Source organism: Pedobacter jeongneungensis, assembly GCF_000633455.1.
Taxonomy (GTDB): domain Bacteria; phylum Bacteroidota; class Bacteroidia; order Sphingobacteriales; family Sphingobacteriaceae; genus Pedobacter; species Pedobacter jeongneungensis_A.
The window spans coordinates 134,940-154,127 of record NZ_AYMG01000013.1; the positions used below are offsets into that span (position 1 = coordinate 134,940).

The window sequence follows — 19,188 nt, forward strand, 5'->3', positions numbered from 1 at the left end:
TTTTAAAAGTCTTTTATAGGTTGTTTGTTGTAGTAAGCATCGATTTCTTCTTTTGATGGTGTTTTAGCTGGTCGTACTAAACGCATGCCTACAAATGGTGCTTCAGGGAACCACCAATTACTTTTCGGAATCTGTGGGTCCAATTGTTTCCATGATGGATCGGAAGCCAATCTAACCGTTGAGGTTAAATTGCCGGGTATTTCATCATAAGAGCCACCACGCACAGCATTTGGATAAAGTTTTTCGGGTTGGGCTATCGGATTTTCGCTGATTTTATCTTTGCCCTGGTTATAAAAATCGGCCAGGTATTGGTCGTAAGTCCATTCACTAACATTTCCGTGCATATCGAACAAGCCCCAGGCATTTGGTTTTTTTAGCCCTACCTGATGGGTTTTATTGTTGCTGTTGTCTTTATACCAGGCATAATCGCCCAGTTTAGACACGTCGTTGCCAAAAGAATAATTGGTTTCTGTACCGGCTTTACAGGCATATTCCCATTCTGCTTCTGTTGGTAAGCGATAAAATACGCCGGTACGCACATACAGCCACTTACAAAACTGTATGGCATTATATTGGGTCATGGCTACTGCGGGTTGATGTTCTTTGCCCATGCCAAAGGTCATATCCAGGTAAGGTTTTGTAGGGCGGGTTACGGCATCAACTTCAGCAGGGATAGCGCCTTCACTGGCTTTTTTTTCGTAATCGCGGTAAAGGAAAGGTTCGAAAATATCCCAGGTTACTTCATGTTTTCCGATCCAGAAAGCATCGAGTTTAACTTCATGTACAGGTTGTTCATCAGGTTTGCCTGCTTTACTTCCCATTTTAAATTTACCTGCCGGAATGGCCTGCATATCGAATTTTAATTTGGTTCCGTTAATGGATTGGGTGTACGAACCGGTTGAGTTTTGTGCAAAAATATGCACACAGGGACTGATGATTAATGCAGCGGCAATTAATTTTTTAAACATAATTATTGGTTAGAAACAATGTTTTCTAAGTATTTATCTGGTCACTTTCTGAAATACTAAAGTAAATAACCACATTTAAAACAAAGAAAATTAATGTAACAATAAAGGTAAGTATTGTAACATTAAAAGTCAAGTTGACAATTAATATTGCTTTAAGAAAGATGCTTATCTTCTGTCGGTTACCTTATTGCTTAAATTGGTAAAACCGATTAATGTATCCCAACGGGCACCAGGACGGCGATAATAAACAAAAACCTGATAGCTGTTTTCAGTCTGGAAGAATGTACCTTCGAAAAACCGGGTTTCCATTACCTTCGTGTCTTTATTAAACCAGGCATATTCATAGTCATAAAGGCCTTGTTTAAGCATCACATTGCCATAAAATTGCTTTCTGTTTGCGTCGTACAGGAGTTTGTTTTCATTGCTCATGGTGTAATTGTTAAAGCGGCCCACCACGTAAGTATCTCCATTTGTGCTTGGTGCAGGAGCATTTAAAGTAAACAGCACACCCATGTATTCCGATTCTGTTTTATCATCCCGTCCGTCGGTATTGCGGATAAAGAAGTTTCCGTTTTCATCGTACTGGTTAGCGAAAGCGCCTGCCGTTCTTGGTGCATCCTGAAAAAGCATGACGTTAACCGATTCGTTATCACGATAAATATCTTTAACGTTATCGGCTTTATACCTTAAACTGCGGGTATCAAATTTCCTGAATTCATTATCTCCCCAAAAATCGTTGGTGTTAAGGTCGTTATAAACCAGTTGATTTGGTCTTACAAACGATGGCTTTGTATTCAGCTGAATGGTATTGGCATTGAAATTCTGCATCACCACAGCTTTTAAATCCTGATAAGGATTTTGGATAGGGAAGGTATGGTTAATCGTGAAATTGATTTTCTGCTTGTAATTCCTGTTTTCTACCTGTAGCGAGTTGGTTACTTCTGCTGCCACGGCCACCTGACTATCGAGCACATAAAAGCGCTGTGAAATCACAGGTTTATTTTTGTCGCCATCCAGGTATACTTTTAATACATAATTGCCGCCAATTTTAGGTTGAATCTGTGTATTGGGTAAGCTGATTTCGTAATGTGTATATTTCCGGGTGGTATTGGATGAATAGCGGTAATTAAGGATGCGGTCGTCATTAAAACTACCTAAATAATCAATGCTTGAAATTTGTGAAGTTTGCCATTCTGCATTACAATGCTCAATGGTGTACCAGTAATTTTTGGTTCCGGCAAGCAGGTCATCAAAAGAAAAAGTAATGGTTTCTGACGAATTAAGCATAATCACCGGGATGCTTTGCTCTTTATTACTATTGTAGCAAAGCACTGTTTTAATATTTGGAAGATAAATCTTATTCTCGTTGGTAAACTTTTGATCGTTTTGCGCAAAAGTGAATGTAGAGATGAAAAATAAAACCGGAATTAATATTTTCTGCATGGTTAAAAGTAAAGTTTTATTGGGAAGTGGCAAAGTCTGTTATTAAGTTTAGCCTCGGATGCGCGGGTTAACACGGAGAATTTTCGGCGTATCGTCATCCTGACCGTAGCGGAGGGATCTGTCTATGAAGGAAATAATTTCCAATAATGCAGTGATTTTTTCTGCTCACCGGAACCTTGAATACGCTGTCATGCTGAGGCACGAAGCATCTGCAACCTATGAAACAGATGCTTCGTGCCTCAGCATGACATAACCAAATATTAATCTCCGTGTTAATCTTTGTCTCCGTTGCAAAAAAAAAATATGGCAAAACAAAAAAGCCGTCCCGATGTAAATCGGGACGGCTTTATATCTATATTACTTAAGTTAACCTTCCAGCTCCATAATTTCAGCAGCCAGCGTTTCCCATTTAGTCTGATTGTTGTCCAAATCGGCTTTAGTTGCTAAATAACGTTTGTTGGTTTCAGCCAGTTTATCTGCTTTGCCATAAACATTCTCATCAGCCAGTTCTGCTTCAATGTTTTTAACATTTTGCTCCAGCTCAGCAATCAGTTTTTCTGTTTTTTGTAGCTCGTCATTCAGCTTTTTTAACTGATTAACGGTATTTGGTGTTGCAGGTTTTGGTGCTTCCTTTTGTTTTTCTGGCATTTTAACCGGAATAGGTTTAGCCACAGGAATGATGCGTTTGCTGTTCCACTCTTCATACTCGGCGTAAGTACCAGGATATTGTTTGATTTTTTCGCCTTCAATAAACCAGATTTTGTTGGCCACATTATCAAGGAAATACCTGTCGTGTGATACGGCAATAAAAGTACCTTCAAACTGCTGTAAAGCCTGTATCAGGATATTAACCGATTGGATATCCAGGTGATTGGTCGGCTCATCCAGAATCAGGAAGTTCGAATCTGTGGTTAATGATTTTGCCAGCGCCACACGTGATTTCTCACCTCCTGAAAGCACTTTGATTTTTTTGAAAACATCATCACCTGTAAACAGGAAACAACCTAAAATACTACGTAATTCGGTATCAGTATGTTTGGGTGCAAAAGCCTGTAACTCCTCTAAAATAGAGTTTTCAAGGTGTAGCGATTCTAACTGGTGCTGTGCAAAGAAAGTGGTGGTAACATTATGCCCCGTTTCACAAAAACCCTCAAATTTTTCGGCACCTGCAATCATCCTCAACAAGGTAGATTTACCTTTACCGTTTGCTCCGATCAAGGCAATTTTATCACCTTTTTCGATTACTCCTTCTGCATCATCTAAAATGTGCACATTCGGATAGCTCTTGTTGGCGTGCTCAATGCGTACCACGTGCCTGCCTGATGGCTTAGAGAATTTAAATGCAAAGTTTACCGTTGGGTTATCGTCATCCACGTCATCAATGCGCTCCATTTTATCTAAAGCTTTCATACGCGATTGCGCCATTTTTGCCTTAGAAGCTTTGGCCTTGAAACGCTCGATTAAACGCTCTTCCTGTTTGATTTTAGCCTGTTGATTTTTAAACTCGCCTTTCTGGATTTCTCCACGTAAAGCTTTTTCTTCTACATAAAAACTATAGTTACCGGCATAAACAGTCAGTTTGCCTTTGCGCGATTCGACTGTACGGTTTACAATTTTATCTAAGAAATACCTGTCGTGAGATACAATTACTATCGCTCCTTCAAAACCCATTAAATAGTTTTCCAGCCATTTAATGGAAGGTAAATCCATGTGGTTGGTAGGCTCATCCAGTAAAAGGATATCAGGAGTTTGCAATAAGATTTTGGCCAGCATTACACGCATACGCCAACCTCCGGAGAAGGTATTTAACGGACGTAACTGATCAGCCGTACTAAAACCTAAACCAGCCAGGATTTCGTTTGCCCTATATTCAATATTATAACCGTCTAAAGCTTCAAATTCCTGTTGTTTATCACTCAGTTTAAATAAAACCTCTTCACTATAATCGGTTTCGATTTTTTTTAGCAGTTCTTCAATTTCATCGTGCAACTGGTTTTGGCGCTCAAAAGCCTCCATGGCCACATGCAAAATGCTATGGTGTGATTCATAAGAGAGTAAATCCTGGTTTAAGTAACCTATTTTCAAGTCTTTCGACATCGAAACGGTACCCGAAGTCGGAGCATATTCGCCTACAATTATTTTTAAAAGTGTTGATTTTCCTGTTCCGTTGGCACCGATCAAACCTGCTCTATCGCCAGGTTTAATATGCCAGTTCGCATCATCGTACAAGGCCCTTGAGCCAATCAGGAATGTTAAATTATTTATTGAAATCATTTCGGCTGCAAAAGTACGAAATTTAAAGGCTTTTTTCAGTTGGAAAGTCAAATAGAAAAACCATGTCATTCTGAGCTCGGTGAAGAATCTGCTGATATGGAATTATAAAATAAATTTTGATTTCAATAAAACCTTCTTACCTTTGTACTGTAATAAAAATAATTACAGAATGAGCAGCAGCCGGTTTCCCATTTCCTTAAACATTTTAACCTTATTAAATGAGGCGAAAGGAAGCGTTGTGAGTTCTGAATATTTGGCAGGAAGTATTAATATTAATCCTGTTTTAGTGCGTAAAGAAATCATGAATTTACGTAAACATGGTTTCGTTGATAGTAAAGAAGGGAAGGGCGGGGGATCATTTCTGGCTAAGCGTGCAGCTGATATTAATTTGGGTGATGTTTATAGGGCCGTTAGAAACAGCAATGTTTTGGGCCAGAGTAAAAATGAACCAAACCCGAAATGCCCGATTGGAAGACAGATCAACCAGCATTTAGATTCACTTTATAGTGATGCAGAAAATGCATTAATTGATAATTTATCAAAACAGACATTGGCAGATTTTGCATCAAAATTTGAATAAAATTTTTTGTTAAAAACTGTAATAAAAATTATTACAATTTAAAATAGATTTATAAATTAAAAATTGAATAACATGAAAGTAGCATTAATTGGAGCATCAGGCTTTGTAGGTAAAGCCATCTTAAACGAATTGGTAAACCGCGGAAATGAAGTAACCGCCATTGCACGTGATACCGCTAAAATTGAAAACAGTGACGCAAAAGTAAATAAGGTAGCAGCAGATGTGTTGGATACAGAAAAACTGGCCGATGCTGTAAAAGGTACTGATGCAGTGGTAAGTGCGTTCAATGCCGGTTGGACTAATCCCAATTTGTACAACGATACTGTACAGGGTGCAGAAGCGATACAGAAAGCCGTAAAATTAGCAGGCGTTAAACGTTATATTTTTATTGGTGGGGCAGGTACTTTACAGATTGATGGTCACCAAATAGTAGATGGACCAAATTTTCCGGCAGAATATAAACCAGGAGCAACTGCAGTAAGAGATTACTTTAACACCTTAAAACAGGAAACCGAATTAGACTGGTTGTTTTTTAGTCCGGCGATTGAAATGCACCAGGGGATTACTACCGGCCGTACAGGGAAATACCGTTTAGGTAAAACCAGTCCCGTTTTTAACGAAGAAGGCCGTTCTATTTTATCAGTTGAGGATTTAGCTATCGTAATTGCTGATGAACTGGAAAGTAACGCGCACCACCGGGAGCAGTTTACGGCAGCGTACTAGATAGGTTTGTTCATTGGTTGATGGGCGGGTTGCCTAGGGTTGATGGTCTGATAGTTCATGATTGATGGTTGAAGGCCGAGTTGACTAGGGTTGATGGTTTGATAGTTCATGGTTGATGGGCGGGTTGCCTAGGGTTGATGGTCTGATAGTTCATGGTTGATGGCCGAGTTGCCTAGGGTTGATGGTTAATAGTTTTATTGCTCGTAGTCGATAGCACGCTGGGTTATACCTCATGGCTATCAAACCATCGCCCATGAACCATCAACCTAAATTGGAAGGTAAGAGCTATCAAACCATCAACCAATCAACATTTAACTATTTAACCTTTTTTCCATAATTACCATTAAGTTCTTATCTTCGTGGCATGTATCGCCTTATTAAACCACTATTCTTCAAATTTGACCCTGAAAATGTACATTATTTTGTAGTAAAGCGGTTAAAATGGTTTAATGATAAGTTTCCTTTAGGTAAAACCATTATCAGGAGCAGCTTTGATGTTCATATTAAAGGTTTAGAACGAGAAGTTTTTGGCATAAAATTTAGAAACCCTGTTGGTTTGGCGGCTGGATTTGATAAAAACGGCGAATATGTGGAGCCACTCAGCAATTTAGGCTTTGGTTTTATCGAAGTAGGTACGGTAACCCCAATGCCCCAGCCTGGCAATGATAAACCCCGTATGTTCCGTTTACCCAACGATGAGGCTTTGATTAACCGAATGGGCTTTAACAATAAGGGAGTAGATGTAATGGCCGAACGTTTACGCTTGCTAAAAGATAAACATCCTGATATTGTTGTGGGTGGAAATATCGGTAAAAATAAGGCTACCCCAAATGAAGATGCGGTGAGTGATTACATTAAATGTTTCGACCGTTTGTTTGATGTAGTAGATTATTTTGTGGTGAATGTAAGTTCGCCGAATACCCCGGGCTTACGTGAGCTGCAGGAAAAAGAGCCGCTTAAAAAAATCCTTAATACCTTACAGCAACGCAACCGTAAAAATGATATTTCGCGCCCGATTTTATTAAAAATAGCACCCGATTTAACTGATGCACAACTGGATGATATCATCGAAATTGTTGCTGAAACCAAAATTGCAGGTATCATTGCTACCAATACCACCATTAGCAGAGAAAATCTGGCTACTGAGAAAGATTTGAAGGCGGAAACAGGTGGCCTAAGCGGTAAACCTGTTAAAGAACGCTCTACCGAGGTAATCCGATATCTTTCTGAGAAATCGAATAAAGCCTTTCCTATTATTGGTGTGGGTGGAATTCATTCGGCTAAAGATGCCAAAGAAAAATTAGATGCTGGTGCTTCTCTAGTGCAGTTATATACTGGCTTTATCTATGAAGGGCCAGGATTGATCAAAAGTATTTGTAAGGAATTGGTCTAATATAGTTGTCACCCTGTCCCGATTTTACATCTGGATCATGGTTCTAGCTTAAGTTTCCTATTTTATTTAACCCCAAGCCACCATTGTTTAAACAGTTGTTGCCTGTTGTTAAGATATACTACTTCGCCAATCATTGGGCTGGCTAATGAAATGTTGTTCGCTTTGGCAAGTTCCGAAATCCTGATCAAAGGCTCGTCCCAAGGGTGTTTTCCTAATGTAAATTTAGAATTATGAACAGGTAATATCCGTTTGGCTTTTAAGTCTTTTGCCGCCTGCAGCACATCTTCGGGTAAGTTATGTACCGAACGCCACGCTTTATCGTATTGCCCGTTTTCGATAATAGCCAAATCAATCGGACCAAATTTTTTACCCGCCTCGGCATAATGGTTATCATAACCGCCATCTCCGCTGTAGTATATTTTCATGGATGGAGATTGGATGATGTACGACATCCAAAGTGTTTTTGCACTACGCAAGCCACGACCAGATTCGTGATGGGTAGGGGCGGTGTAAATGGTATAATTCGAGTCTATGTTAACTCGCTCGTTCCAGTCTTTTTCGATCAATTTTTCTTCCGGATAACCCCAATATTCGAAATGCGCACCTACACCCAGCCCGCAGATCACATGTTTTACCTTATCTCTTAGCGCTACTACCGTTTGGTAATCCAGGTGATCATAATGATCATGCGAAATGATGAGGTAATCAATAGGAGGAATATCCGCTGCAGTATAAATATTGCTCCCTTCGTAGGCTTTTGGGCCCCATGGCAGTGGCGATGCACGTTCGCTAAAGACAGGGTCAATCAAAATTCTTTTGCCATCCAACTGGATGAAACATGAGGAATGACCAAACCATACCAGCACATTCGAGTCTAAAGGTATATTGAAGAGGTTTGTTTTGATAGAAGGAATACGATCTACAGGACTTGTTCTTGGGTGGCTTTTAAACAGTGAAGAATAAATTTCCCCTGCAATACTATAGCCTTCCGAAATGGTTGGTTTTTCTATCTGGTTGTGGAATTGTCCATTTTTGTAATGAGATGATTTTTCTATCCGGATCAATCTTTCTCCTGCAGGTTCAGCACCAAATTGCGGTTGTCGCATATAAAAAAAGATGACAACAGCTAAAATCGCTATGATCGCAAGTAAAGAAAGAAATGTATTTTTTATTATTTTTAAAAAACGACGCATTTTTGATCTCATTTATTTTGCAGCCAGTATTTTGATGTCTTCAATCTCTAAAACCTGCTTCTGATAGCCCTTTTGTACCGCATTGATCATTGCCTGTGCTACCTGTTTAAGCGTTAGTGATATTTTAGGTAACAGGATAGGGAAAAGCCATATAACAGGTTTAAATAGTGCTTTTACATTTTTTTGCTGTTTAAATGGTTTCATAAAGCCAGGACGGAAATTATACTGCGCTTTAAATGGAAGCTTCATTAAGGCATTTTCGGTTTTACCTTTGATGCGTGCCCACATTATTTTGCCTTTTTCGGTGCTATCTGTATGTCCGCCAGAAACAAAGTTGAAAACCATGTTAGGGTTCCATTTTATTAATTGCCCGGCGAAAGCCATGGTAGTTTCGTAAGTGATGTAATTGTATTTTTCTTCGTTCATGCCTACAGAGCTGATTCCGGCACAATAAAAACAGGCATCATAATCTGATAACTGATTTTCAAAAGTTTCGAGTTTCGTAAAATCATTTACAATTAACTCTTTTAACTTAGGGTGCTGAAGATCGTAATGCCTGCGGTTTACAATCAATACTTCTTCTACAATCGGGTTTTCTAAACATTCGAACAAAACGCCTTCGCCAACCATTCCGGTGGCCCCTGTAATAATTATCTTCATTTTATGATATTAATGGTTAAAACTGCCTAATTAATATACAATTACGGCTTTTATCAGGTTAAAACAAATTATTTTTTGTTTACCAGTTTTTATAAACGAAGATCGTTGTTAAAAGTAATCAAAGCTTTGTTGAAAAGTTCAATTTTGCTTTGCTGAAAGGCTCAGGAGGAATTTGGTATAAGGTTTAAATAAATATCGGCAAGGGTATATTTTATTTATTAATGTTAAGTGGTTAAGTGTTGCCAGGATAACATGATAGAAATTAATACCATTAAGGAGTTAAGAAAATTAAGGGAAGATAAGTCTTAATGTTCTTCACTTCTTAATGGTCAGAAGAAACTAATAGAATTGTTATATTACAAAATCCTAAGCATTAATAAATCGATTACTTTTTATGCTTTAGTTTTAATTCAAGAGATTTTATCTTTTGATTTTGGCTTTTAACTTTTTTATTTAGATCAATTACATAAAGGGTCATCTCTTCCATTTTTTGTAAAAGTTTAAGCTGAAAATCTTTCATGTTTAATCCATCATTAATCATTTCCTTTTCTGAAGCAACTTCAGGAAGATGCTGTTTAGTTGTTACAAATTTCTCTAAGTCTTCTAGCTTCATTAGCTTATAATCATCATTGAAAACAAAATCGCAGCCCTGATTTATACATACTTTTACTTCCTGGGCTCTAATTGTCCCACTTACATCCAGTTTTACGGTTGGATTGGCCACACCTACACCTACATTTCCATCACCACGAATAATAAATGGAATGTAATTGCTCGCTCCAATATCTCTGACTTTAAAGAATGAACTTCTTAAAGCATTTTCGCCGGTGCCAAAAGAATATACATCAATAGTTAGTCCATTAATTTGATCTATACTGCCTGGAATATTTAAAAGTAATTTGGAACAATCCAATGTTTTAGCACTAAAATCAGCATTTGTATTGTTTAGATTCCCTGAATGCCAAATCCTGTTCCAGCCCTTCCATGAATAATCCCAGCGACCGAAATAAAGTTCGTTTGTAGAAATTGGATTAGTAATACTCATGTAGTTGTTAATGTCAAATCCAAAATTTAACCCTTGGTAAAAATTGGACCCAAGTGTATTGTTTGTTGGATTAACTGCCATCCATTGGCCATTAATAGTTGAAAACGAATTTTGGTTAGTTTCTACGTTTTCTTTAGAGTATTGCGCTTTTACTGTTAATGAACTGATTAAAAAAACAATAATAATTGATAGCTGGTGTCTTGTAGAATTCATGTTTTGAGTCATTAATTTGTTTGAAAATATAAATTTAAGATAGGAAAAAAAAGAATTTAAAAATTGATATTAAAAACTTGATGATCTTAGTCGTTTAGCGGTAGGATAATTGTCGGAGAAGCTATAACTAAGATGGTTGTGTGTCGCCAGCTTGATAATGAAAATAATACCATTAAGGAATTAAAATAATTAAGAGGGATAAGTCTTAATGTAGATTTTAGCGCATAAAAAAAGCATCCTTTGATCAGAAGGATGCTTTAAAAATTTTTAGTTCTAAAAACTATTTTGCTAAACCAGCCAAAACAGCATTGTTTTTAGCTAATTGATCGTTTTTAGGTTGTGCAGAACGGCTACCTAACTCGATGTTAGTTGCTCTCTTTAAAAATGCTACCTCCTGGTGAGCTGTATTTTTATTTCTTCTGTCTTTTCTTTTTAATCTGGTAACTGCCATGGTAATAACCTTTTATTATATTTTATTTGTACAAATGGAGGTCGAGAGCGGATTCGAACCGCTGTAGAAGGTTTTGCAGACCTCTGCCTAGCCACTCGGCCACTCGACCTTTAAATTCAAGGCTGCAAAAATAGCAATTATTAGTTAGCCCGCAAATAATATCTCAATTTAATTTCGAACTCGCACTAACTCAGCGCAAAAGATTGATGCACTTACGGCCACGTTTAACGATTCAGCTTCGCCAATCCTCGGAATGGTAACCGGTTTATCTATTTTTTTAATCACTTCTGGTGATATTCCTTTCCCTTCATTACCCAAAACTACCAATCCTTCACTGCCCCATTGGGTTTTATAAATCGATTCGCCATCTAACAATGCTCCAAATACAGGGATGGTATTATCAGCTAAAAACCCAGGTAAATCAGCTTCGAAAACATTTACCCTTGCCAGAGAGCCCATGGTGGCCTGTACTGTTTTGGGATTAAACACTTCCACACAATCAACCGAGCAAATGATATTTTTAAATCCAAACCAATCTGCTGTACGAATAATGGTACCCATGTTGCCTGGATCCTGCACGCCATCTAAAACCAAAGTAAACTGATTTTTCAACTCTTTTTGATCTAATTCCTTGTTTTTAGGGATGTGAACAAGTGCTAAAAAGCCCTGTGGAGTTTGCAGCGTACTAATCTTGTCTAATTCAGCGTTCTTTACTTCAAATAAGTTTATATTTGCGGGCAATTTGGGTAACAAATTGTATTGTTCGCTGTTGTAAAATATGGTATGAATGTGGTAACTTGACTGAATAAACTCTTTTATAGATTTTATGCCTTCAACAATAAATAAACCATGCTCTTTACGGTATTTTTTTTGATGTAACGACTTTATAAAACTAATCTGTGATTTTGAAAGCATACCAATACTTAATAAATATTAAACTGAAAAGCACTGCAATATTACTATTTATTATTGTTTTAATTCAGGCCTGTTCATCAACAAAATACATTGCAGACTATCAATCGATCGTAAAAAAGGTTACTATTGATAGTGTTGATGCGAAATTTGAAGAGCAAGCTTATAATTATGTTCAGAAAGATCTCAGGCCTGCCTCTAAGCTCAGTATCCAGGTACCATTATATAACTTGTTTAATACCAAAGATGGAAGGTATAAAACGAGTGATATTAAACCATTTGGCACGCCACCAGCCATTTTAGACAGTACTTTGGTCGAAATTTCGAGAACCCAGATACAGAAATTCTTAAAAAGTAAAGGTTACCGTCAGGCAGAAGTTACTTCTTCCATAAAAGTGGCTGATAAAAAGGCAGAAGTTATTTTCAGCGCTAAACCTGGACCAGCGTATTTTATCGATAAGCTAACCGATTCCATTCCGAATGCAAATATTAAAAACCTTTACGAATCGAATAAGGCGAACATCACCCATTTACACAAAGGCATGCAATATGATGAGGACTCCCTAACTTACGAAAGGGAACAGATTTACCGCATCATGAAAGAAAACGGTTATTTTTATTTTTTAAGGCCTTATGTAAATTTCGACGTGTATGGTGCAGAGGCGAGTTCGAAAACCAATAAAATTGACTTGAACCTGAATGTAACTGATCCGAACGAAGGCCCGCACAAGCAGTTTAATATCGGATATACCCACATGATTATCGCTCCAAATCCTGATGGTTTTCCTGATTCGGTGCGTTACAAATTAAATAAAGATACTGTCAATGGAATCATATTTACCGATTTCTCTAAACGTTACAGGAGAAATCCGATTGTAAGGTATGATTTCTTAAAACAAGGCGAACTTTACGATATCCGCAATGAAAACCTGACATACGATCGTTTATACGAATTGAATATTTTTAAAAACGTAAAGATCGATTATTTTAGAAGGGATAGTACCTCGAATAAAGTTAATGCCGTAATCCAGCTTATTCCACAGAAAGTAATGAGTAACCGGATAGAGGGTGAGGTACCGTTTAATGGTGGTACAGTTGGCTTTAACTTAAGTAATACCTACACCAATAACAATATTTTTAGAGGTGCGGAGCGGTTCGAACTTCAGGTAAAAGGTGGTTTGCAATCCAGAATAGGCAATGGAGCTAAACCTTTCAGTGACATTTACCAGCGTGATTTTTCGATCAGTGGAAGTATTACAGTACCAAGGTTAATGATTCCTTTTTATAATCCTACTTTAGGAGGAAATGGAATGCCTCATACTACTTTTTCGAGCAGTTATATTTATGCTTTACAGAAAGATGTTTCGGTGAGGAGGATTTTTATCAATTCCATTACTTATGATTGGGTAGAAACGAAATCTAAGTTGCACTCTTTTACGCCTTTAAACTTTGAATACCGTTTTGGCTATCTGGATCCTAATGTAGATGCACAAACCGTATTAAATAACCTTTATTACTCTACATTATTGGGCCGTAAAGATTTAACCCTGGGTATGAAATATACTTATACCTTAAATGCGAATAAGCTAAATGAATACCGTTCTTTCGTTTATTTAAGGGCAGGAATGGATATTGCCGGAAATATGCTACAGGGGATATCCAAATTAGCAGGCTCTAAGCACGATCCTGCCAATGGTGATCCGGCTAAGATTTTGGGTTTACCATTTAATCAATATATGCGGCCAGAGGTTGATATAAGGTGGTATAAACACTTAGGAGGTGAAAGACAGTTTGTTGCACGTTTAAATGCCGGCGTGGCTTACGCTTACGGAAATTCGGTTTTAACTGGTATTCCTTTTGAAAAACAGTTTTTTGCAGGTGGATCTAATGGCGTGAGGGCCTGGCAGGCGAGAACCATCGGTCCTGGAAATTATGACAGAGGACTTTTAAGGAGTGATACCTTGCGTAAAGCATTTTATGGACTTGATCAGCTTGGAACCATGCGGATTGAAACCAATTTTGAATACCGCTTTACTGTGGCTAAGAAATTTTTTGGGGCCACTTTAAAAGGAGCGGCCTTTGTTGATGTTGGTAATGTATGGAATCTTCGTAAAGGCGAATCGATTCTTCTTGCAACTCCGGCGCTTGATGAACAAACCGTGTTTAAATTAAGCAAATTTGCCCAACAATTAGCTGTGGGTACCGGCTTGGGGTTAAGGTACGATGTGCAATATTTTGTATTTAGGTTCGATGTTGGCCTGAAACTTAAAGATCCTCAGTTTACGGGCTCCGATCAATGGGTAATCAGTAAGTTTTTCTCTGGCGCTAGAGATTTTAAAAATAATTATAACTCAACACACGGTCCTGATACCTATCGTTTCCTTCAGTATAATTTTGGTATTGGTATGCCGTTTTAATTAACCGAAAAGGCTTAATGCTTTAGGTTTTGTAGCGGGATCTTTAAAATAAAATTCTTTGTAAGGTTGCCATCTTTTGTCCTGGTGTTTATAAACAGAAAAAGAAGCAACGTGGAATTCGCGTTTAAATTTTTTGTCTCTAAACTCCTCGGTAATCTGTTTAAAAACGGGAGACTTAAGATCTTTAAAAGCCAGCGTTAAATGTGGGTTAAATTTATTGGTGTCTCTTTTCTCTTGCAATTTTAAAGGCAGTAACGCAGTTCTGATCTGTTTTCCTAAGTTCATTATGCTTTCGTTTTTTTCTACATCAAGGAAAAAGGTATGTTCGGGGAAGGAACTGAAATTTTTTAATACCTGTGTAAACGGAATATTGAATGAGGCTTCTTCCAACACTTTGAAAAACCTGCTTTCTGCTTCAAACGATGATAATTTAACTGGTGGATACAAAGTAATATGTGCCGGTCTTTTTAGGGATTCGTGCACATTAAATTTCTCAGAAATGTAGTTTCTGATCTCATCAATATCTTCTACAATAGAAATGGGTGGAATTATACATACTAAAAATAGATTTTCCATAAACAAATTTACTAAAAATATTAGTATAATGAAAGTGAAAAATCATTAAAATGATTGGTTATTGCCCTACTCGCTAGAAACGGGCGAGAGCGTGAAGATCTGACTACCCAACTCCGTGATTCCTGTCTTTACGAGCCATTTATATTTTTGCCACGGAGTCACGGAAAACACGGAGGAATTTATAACTCAGATCGGTGTTGCCTTGGTTGGTGTCTTTACGAGCCATTTATATTTTTGCTACGGAGGCATGGAAAACACGGAGGAATTTATAACTCAGATCGCTATTGCCTTGGTTCCTGTCTTTACGAGCATTTATATTTTTGCCACGGAGGCACGGAAAACACGGAGGAATTTATAACTCAGATCGCTATTGCCTAGGTTCCTGTCTTTAAGAGCCATTTATACTTTTGCCACGGAGGCACGGATTAGCACGAAAAAATTGGATGGCTTAGTACCAGTGAGAATTGTGGATTTTATGGCGATTATGCTATCGCCGTGGTTCGTGTCTCTACTTCCTTGGTCTGTGTCCTCACAGACCAATTATTTTTGTTACGCCAATGGAAGCGAAAAGTTTGCCATGGATTAACACGGAGAAGCCTATTAAAATATCCGGATAAATTTTGGATTTCGTGTGATTGTCCCATGTTCAATAAACCTGACCGACAGCGTTATCCCGATTTAAGTTCAATTTATTTTATCGATCTTTTATCGGGATTAAGCAAAGGGCGGACTGGCAGAACCGAAGAATCACCGAAATTGCTTTTCTGAAAAATAAATAAATTCTGCAACTACAATCAATCTTCGTTTCTCTTTTTTACGCTTTGCTTAACGATTTGTATACCTTGGAATAAGATTGCTTCGCCGGCTGAAAAAGCCTTCTCGCAATGACGATTTACGCTAATGATTCAAAAACATCAAATGAGGTTTTTCAAGCCATCAAAAATACTTTCGAAAAAAGTAGAAAGGTTTAAGCCGTTGCTATGGTTAAAGTAAACAAATACCAGGAATACGATCACCACAAATATGATGAGTTTACGGAAGGCAAAGGCAATAATGATGAGTACAATCGGGATAATAAAAAGCTACTTCCTTGGTCTGTGTCCTCACAGACCATATATTGTTGTTGCGCCAATGGAAGCGGAAAGTTTGCCACGGATGCACGGATTAACACGGAGAAGCCTATTAAAATATCCGGATAAATTTTGGATTTCGTGCGATTGTCCCATGTTTAATAAACCCGACCGACAGCGTTACCCCGATTTAAGTTCAATTTGATTTATCGAAAACTTATCGGGGTTAAGCAAAGGGCGGGACTGGCAGAACAGAAGCACCACAGACACTGCTTTTCTAAAAAAATAAATCATGCAACTACAAGCAGTCTTCGTTTCTCTTTTTTACACTCTGCTTAACAAATTCCCAAACCTTACAGTAAAGATTGCTTCGCCGGCTGAAAAAGCCTTCTCGCAATGACGATTTACGCTAATGATTCAAAAACATCAAATGAGATTCTTCAAGCCATCAAAAATACTTTCGAAAAAAGTAGAAAGGTTTAAGCCGTTGCTATGGTTAAAGTAAACAAATACCAGGAATACAATCACCACAAATATAATGAGTTTACGGAAGGCAAAGGCAATAATGATGAGTACAATCGGGATAATAAAAAGCCATAAACTGTTTATGGCATAAGGACTTAAATCGGTATCTTTTTTATACACATAAACCAGCTTACTGTGCGTACCAGTATCGTTCTGGTGTTTGATGTAAACAAATGTCGATTTATCGATGGGTAATGGCAGCACAGCAATGCCATCGTTAAACTTTAATATTTGTGTAAAACCACTTACGCTAAAGGTGTAAGTTCCATTGATGTTCTCGTTGGGCGTATTTAACGAATCGGCAGCAATAATGGCCAGTTTGTTGTTTTTAAGCAGATTTTCTTTTACGAGAAAATTGTTGATTGCCGCATTTTGAGCAAAGCCAAAAAAACCGGTTAAACACAAGGATAATAAGAGTAAGATTCGTTTCATTCGATAGAACGTTTATTGTAAATTAAATAACCGATATGCAATAATACACCATTTCTTTTAATCGCATCATTATATAAATTATAACTTAAGCTTACAGGGCCAAGCGGAGAATGATAAACTAAACCTGCCGTACCTGCGTAACGTAATTTGGTAATGGCTTTTGCGTAATCTACATCCTGGAAACTGTTCAGCTCAAACTCTTTATGAGGCAAAAATAAATATCCTTCCAATCTAAAATCAAGATTTTTTTTAACATTATAAATGTTTTTTATTCCACCGGCAGCATAAGTGGTGGCCCTGAATTTATCCAGGAACAGGGATCTGCTGTCCTGTAACGGATAAAAGGCCGGAGCAGTTAACAAGGTAGCGTAATAATTGCTAAATAAAGGCTGATTGGAAATAACCCCCTCTATGATATAACCCAAAGTATATTTCTTGAGGTGTAAAAAATAATTTTCCTGCGTGAGTTTTATACTGCCCCAATGGTGCAAACGACTAAATTCGGGACTTTTTACAAAACCAGGGGTATTGCGAAAAATATTGCCGGGATCGTAATTTTCGCGACCTGTAGTATAATTAAAACTTAACGAAAAACTCTGTCCGTTTGTGGCATATTGCTTTCGGTTGAGCGAATTCTTTTCAAAATTTAATGAACCTCTAAAGCCATTAAAAATGGTTTCGTCCAATACGTCACCAACGTTGAAGGTATTATTTGGGCTATAGTGGTCGCTATTGTTGATAAAGGTGGAGTGGAGGACAATTTTACTATTGTAATTTAAAGGCATCCCCACCATCAGATCGATTTTCCGGTCAGATTGTTCAATATAAATGGGGCGGGGATTTTCGATAAAAATCTGACTGGTGTTATAGTAATTCCAGTGGTTATAAGTTAATTCTGCAGCGAGGAATAATGGCAGTTTGGTTGGATAATCCACTCGTCCGTTTACCTGAACGGATTCGTAAAAACGGCCTGAATAAAAACTGGTACCAAAAGTGTAAGATTTCCTGTTGAGGTAATTATATTGTGCACCGAGAAAAACATTGCTGATTGGCCTGGTGGAAATATTTCCGCCCAGATCGAGTTTAAAACTTTTCTTGGGTTGTGCCACTACCTCGAAAGTATAACTATCTGTTGCTGCCTGATAGGATATTTTAGGATAAACTGTTTCGAAAGTCTGGTCGGCAACTAATTTGTAATAACCACGTCTGATATCTTTAAGGTTGAAAGTGGTTTTGTCACTTTTAAAAAGCCTTTCTACATATTTCTTTTGTTGTGCGTTAACACCTGATACAGTAACATTGCTAAACTTTAATTCAGGTTTTCTTGCATTAAATTTTTCTCTTCTTTTTGCCAGTTCGTCGTCGTTTACCCGTTTGCTGATCAAAGCTTTAATTCTCGGCATATCGGCCATTGTTGCATAGTAGCCCTTTTTAATTAACTCTGCCACTGGTGCAAAGTTGGTTACGCTGTAATTGGCCAGATCAGGCTGGATGTAAACCCCATTTTTGCCGATCATGGTAGAATCTGATTTGGAAAGAAACATATACACCAAAAAACGGTTCATCAGGCGGTCGTCGATGTTTTTGGGATATTCGTTATAGGTTTTTGAAGAAACGTTGGCTCCGATTACATAATCGGGTTTAAAATCCCTTTCCATTACGTCAGCAGGGAAGTTATTGTACAAGCCACCATCAAAAACATATTTTCCATCCAGTTTAATAGGGCGGTAAACAATGGGTACGGTCATTGTAGCCCTTACTGCTTCGGCCAAACTGCCTTTGCTTACGGTGATGCTTTTTTGCGACAGTACATCAGCAACCATACAACGGTAGGGTACAAAAAGGTTATCGAAATTATCTTTAGAAACCGCTGATGCCTGAGAGAAAAGCTCTAAAAAGGCAAAATTTAAGGGTATATCGTTAATGAGGTTAGAGCGGAAACTGAAATGGAAACCCGTATCAATAGCTACTTTTGCGGTAAGCATAGAGGCATTTGGGGCATTTTTCTGAAAATAATAGGTGTAATCGCTGGTATACCGCCCGTTTACCCAATTTTGGAAATCGTTACTGAGCGCTATTTCTTCGATCTGTTTCGGGCTATAACCTGCAGCATACATGGCCCCAACAATACCGCCCATTGATGTTCCCGTAATATAATCGATTGGGATATGGTTTTCTTCGAGGGCTTTTAAAGTGCCAATGTGCGACAATCCTTTTGCGCCACCACCACTAAAAACAAGGCCAACTTTTTGCGCCTGCAATTGGTTACAGCACAGAACGAAAAGGATCAGCAAAAATCTTTTAAATGTTACC

The 19,188-nt window shown here is 37.9% G+C and carries 15 protein-coding genes and 1 tRNA gene; 4 read left to right on the forward strand and 12 right to left on the reverse strand.

The annotated features are described in order from the left end of the window. Positions 1-2: 2 nt before the first annotated feature. The 3 genes from U859_RS0112760 to U859_RS0112770 all read right to left on the reverse strand — a co-directional run bounded on the left by U859_RS0112760 (position 3) and on the right by U859_RS0112770 (position 4,685). Entirely contained in the window at positions 3-968 is a 966-nt protein-coding gene (locus U859_RS0112760) for a formylglycine-generating enzyme family protein (RefSeq protein WP_025143756.1), read from the reverse strand. A gap of 165 nt (positions 969-1,133) precedes the next feature. After that, positions 1,134-2,411 carry a DUF5103 domain-containing protein gene (locus U859_RS0112765; RefSeq protein ID WP_025143757.1) on the reverse strand — a complete coding sequence of 426 codons (1,278 nt, stop codon included), beginning with the start codon at positions 2,409-2,411 and terminating at the stop codon, positions 1,134-1,136. Between the two features lie 366 nt (positions 2,412-2,777). Continuing rightward, positions 2,778-4,685, reverse strand: a complete 1,908-nt coding sequence (locus U859_RS0112770; protein WP_025143758.1) for an ABC-F family ATP-binding cassette domain-containing protein — start codon at positions 4,683-4,685, stop codon at positions 2,778-2,780. A 169-nt stretch (positions 4,686-4,854) separates the two neighbouring features. Between U859_RS0112770 and U859_RS0112775 the strand changes: the two genes are divergently transcribed. From U859_RS0112775 to U859_RS0112785, 3 genes are all read left to right on the forward strand, one after another. After that, positions 4,855-5,265: an Rrf2 family transcriptional regulator gene (locus U859_RS0112775; protein ID WP_025143759.1), complete on the forward strand. Its 411-nt coding sequence runs from the start codon at positions 4,855-4,857 to the stop codon at positions 5,263-5,265. 72 nt (positions 5,266-5,337) lie between these two features. Next, on the forward strand, positions 5,338-5,988 hold the full coding sequence (locus tag U859_RS0112780) for an NAD(P)-dependent oxidoreductase (protein WP_025143760.1): 651 nt from the start codon (positions 5,338-5,340) through the stop codon (positions 5,986-5,988). Between the two features lie 364 nt (positions 5,989-6,352). After that, positions 6,353-7,381 (forward strand): quinone-dependent dihydroorotate dehydrogenase, encoded by a 1,029-nt coding sequence (locus U859_RS0112785; RefSeq protein WP_025143761.1) that lies wholly within the window; start codon positions 6,353-6,355, stop codon positions 7,379-7,381. Positions 7,382-7,443: 62 nt separating this feature from the next. Here the strand turns inward: U859_RS0112785 and U859_RS0112790 are convergent, their stop codons facing one another. The 6 genes from U859_RS0112790 to U859_RS0112815 all read right to left on the reverse strand — a co-directional run bounded on the left by U859_RS0112790 (position 7,444) and on the right by U859_RS0112815 (position 11,858). Continuing rightward, positions 7,444-8,487, reverse strand: coding sequence for an MBL fold metallo-hydrolase (locus tag U859_RS0112790; protein ID WP_240183046.1), 1,044 nt, complete (start codon positions 8,485-8,487; stop codon positions 7,444-7,446). 99 nt (positions 8,488-8,586) lie between these two features. Further along, positions 8,587-9,234: an NAD-dependent epimerase/dehydratase family protein gene (locus tag U859_RS0112795; protein WP_025143763.1), complete on the reverse strand. Its 648-nt coding sequence runs from the start codon at positions 9,232-9,234 to the stop codon at positions 8,587-8,589. Positions 9,235-9,619: 385 nt separating this feature from the next. Beyond that, complete coding sequence (locus U859_RS31085; RefSeq protein WP_025143764.1) at positions 9,620-10,492, reverse strand: hypothetical protein; 873 nt, start codon at positions 10,490-10,492, stop codon at positions 9,620-9,622. 280 nt (positions 10,493-10,772) lie between these two features. Next, a complete protein-coding gene (locus tag U859_RS0112805; RefSeq protein WP_010602219.1) occupies positions 10,773-10,943 on the reverse strand; it encodes a hypothetical protein in 171 nt (56 codons plus the stop codon). Between the two features lie 35 nt (positions 10,944-10,978). Then, positions 10,979-11,052 (reverse strand) — tRNA-Cys (locus U859_RS0112810). Between the two features lie 59 nt (positions 11,053-11,111). Then, entirely contained in the window at positions 11,112-11,858 is a 747-nt protein-coding gene (locus tag U859_RS0112815; RefSeq protein WP_025143765.1) for a TrmH family RNA methyltransferase, read from the reverse strand. On the opposite strand from U859_RS0112815, the gene U859_RS0112820 reads away from it, so the two are divergent. Next, the gene (locus U859_RS0112820) at positions 11,843-14,272 is read left to right on the forward strand and encodes a BamA/TamA family outer membrane protein (RefSeq protein ID WP_240183047.1); all 2,430 of its coding nucleotides are present in this window, start codon (positions 11,843-11,845) and stop codon (positions 14,270-14,272) included. The two genes, U859_RS0112815 and U859_RS0112820, sit on opposite strands and share 16 nt — an antisense overlap. On the opposite strand, the gene U859_RS31090 is transcribed toward U859_RS0112820, so the two are convergent. From U859_RS31090 to U859_RS0112845, 3 genes are all read right to left on the reverse strand, one after another. After that, positions 14,273-14,848: a 2'-5' RNA ligase family protein gene (locus tag U859_RS31090; protein ID WP_025143767.1), complete on the reverse strand. Its 576-nt coding sequence runs from the start codon at positions 14,846-14,848 to the stop codon at positions 14,273-14,275. Positions 14,849-16,344: 1,496 nt separating this feature from the next. Beyond that, positions 16,345-16,875: a hypothetical protein gene (locus tag U859_RS0112840; protein WP_025143769.1), complete on the reverse strand. Its 531-nt coding sequence runs from the start codon at positions 16,873-16,875 to the stop codon at positions 16,345-16,347. After that, a complete protein-coding gene (locus U859_RS0112845) occupies positions 16,872-19,136 on the reverse strand; it encodes a patatin-like phospholipase family protein (RefSeq protein ID WP_240183048.1) in 2,265 nt (754 codons plus the stop codon). Before U859_RS0112845 ends, U859_RS0112840 begins: the two co-directional genes overlap by 4 nt. Positions 19,137-19,188 lie beyond the last annotated feature (52 nt).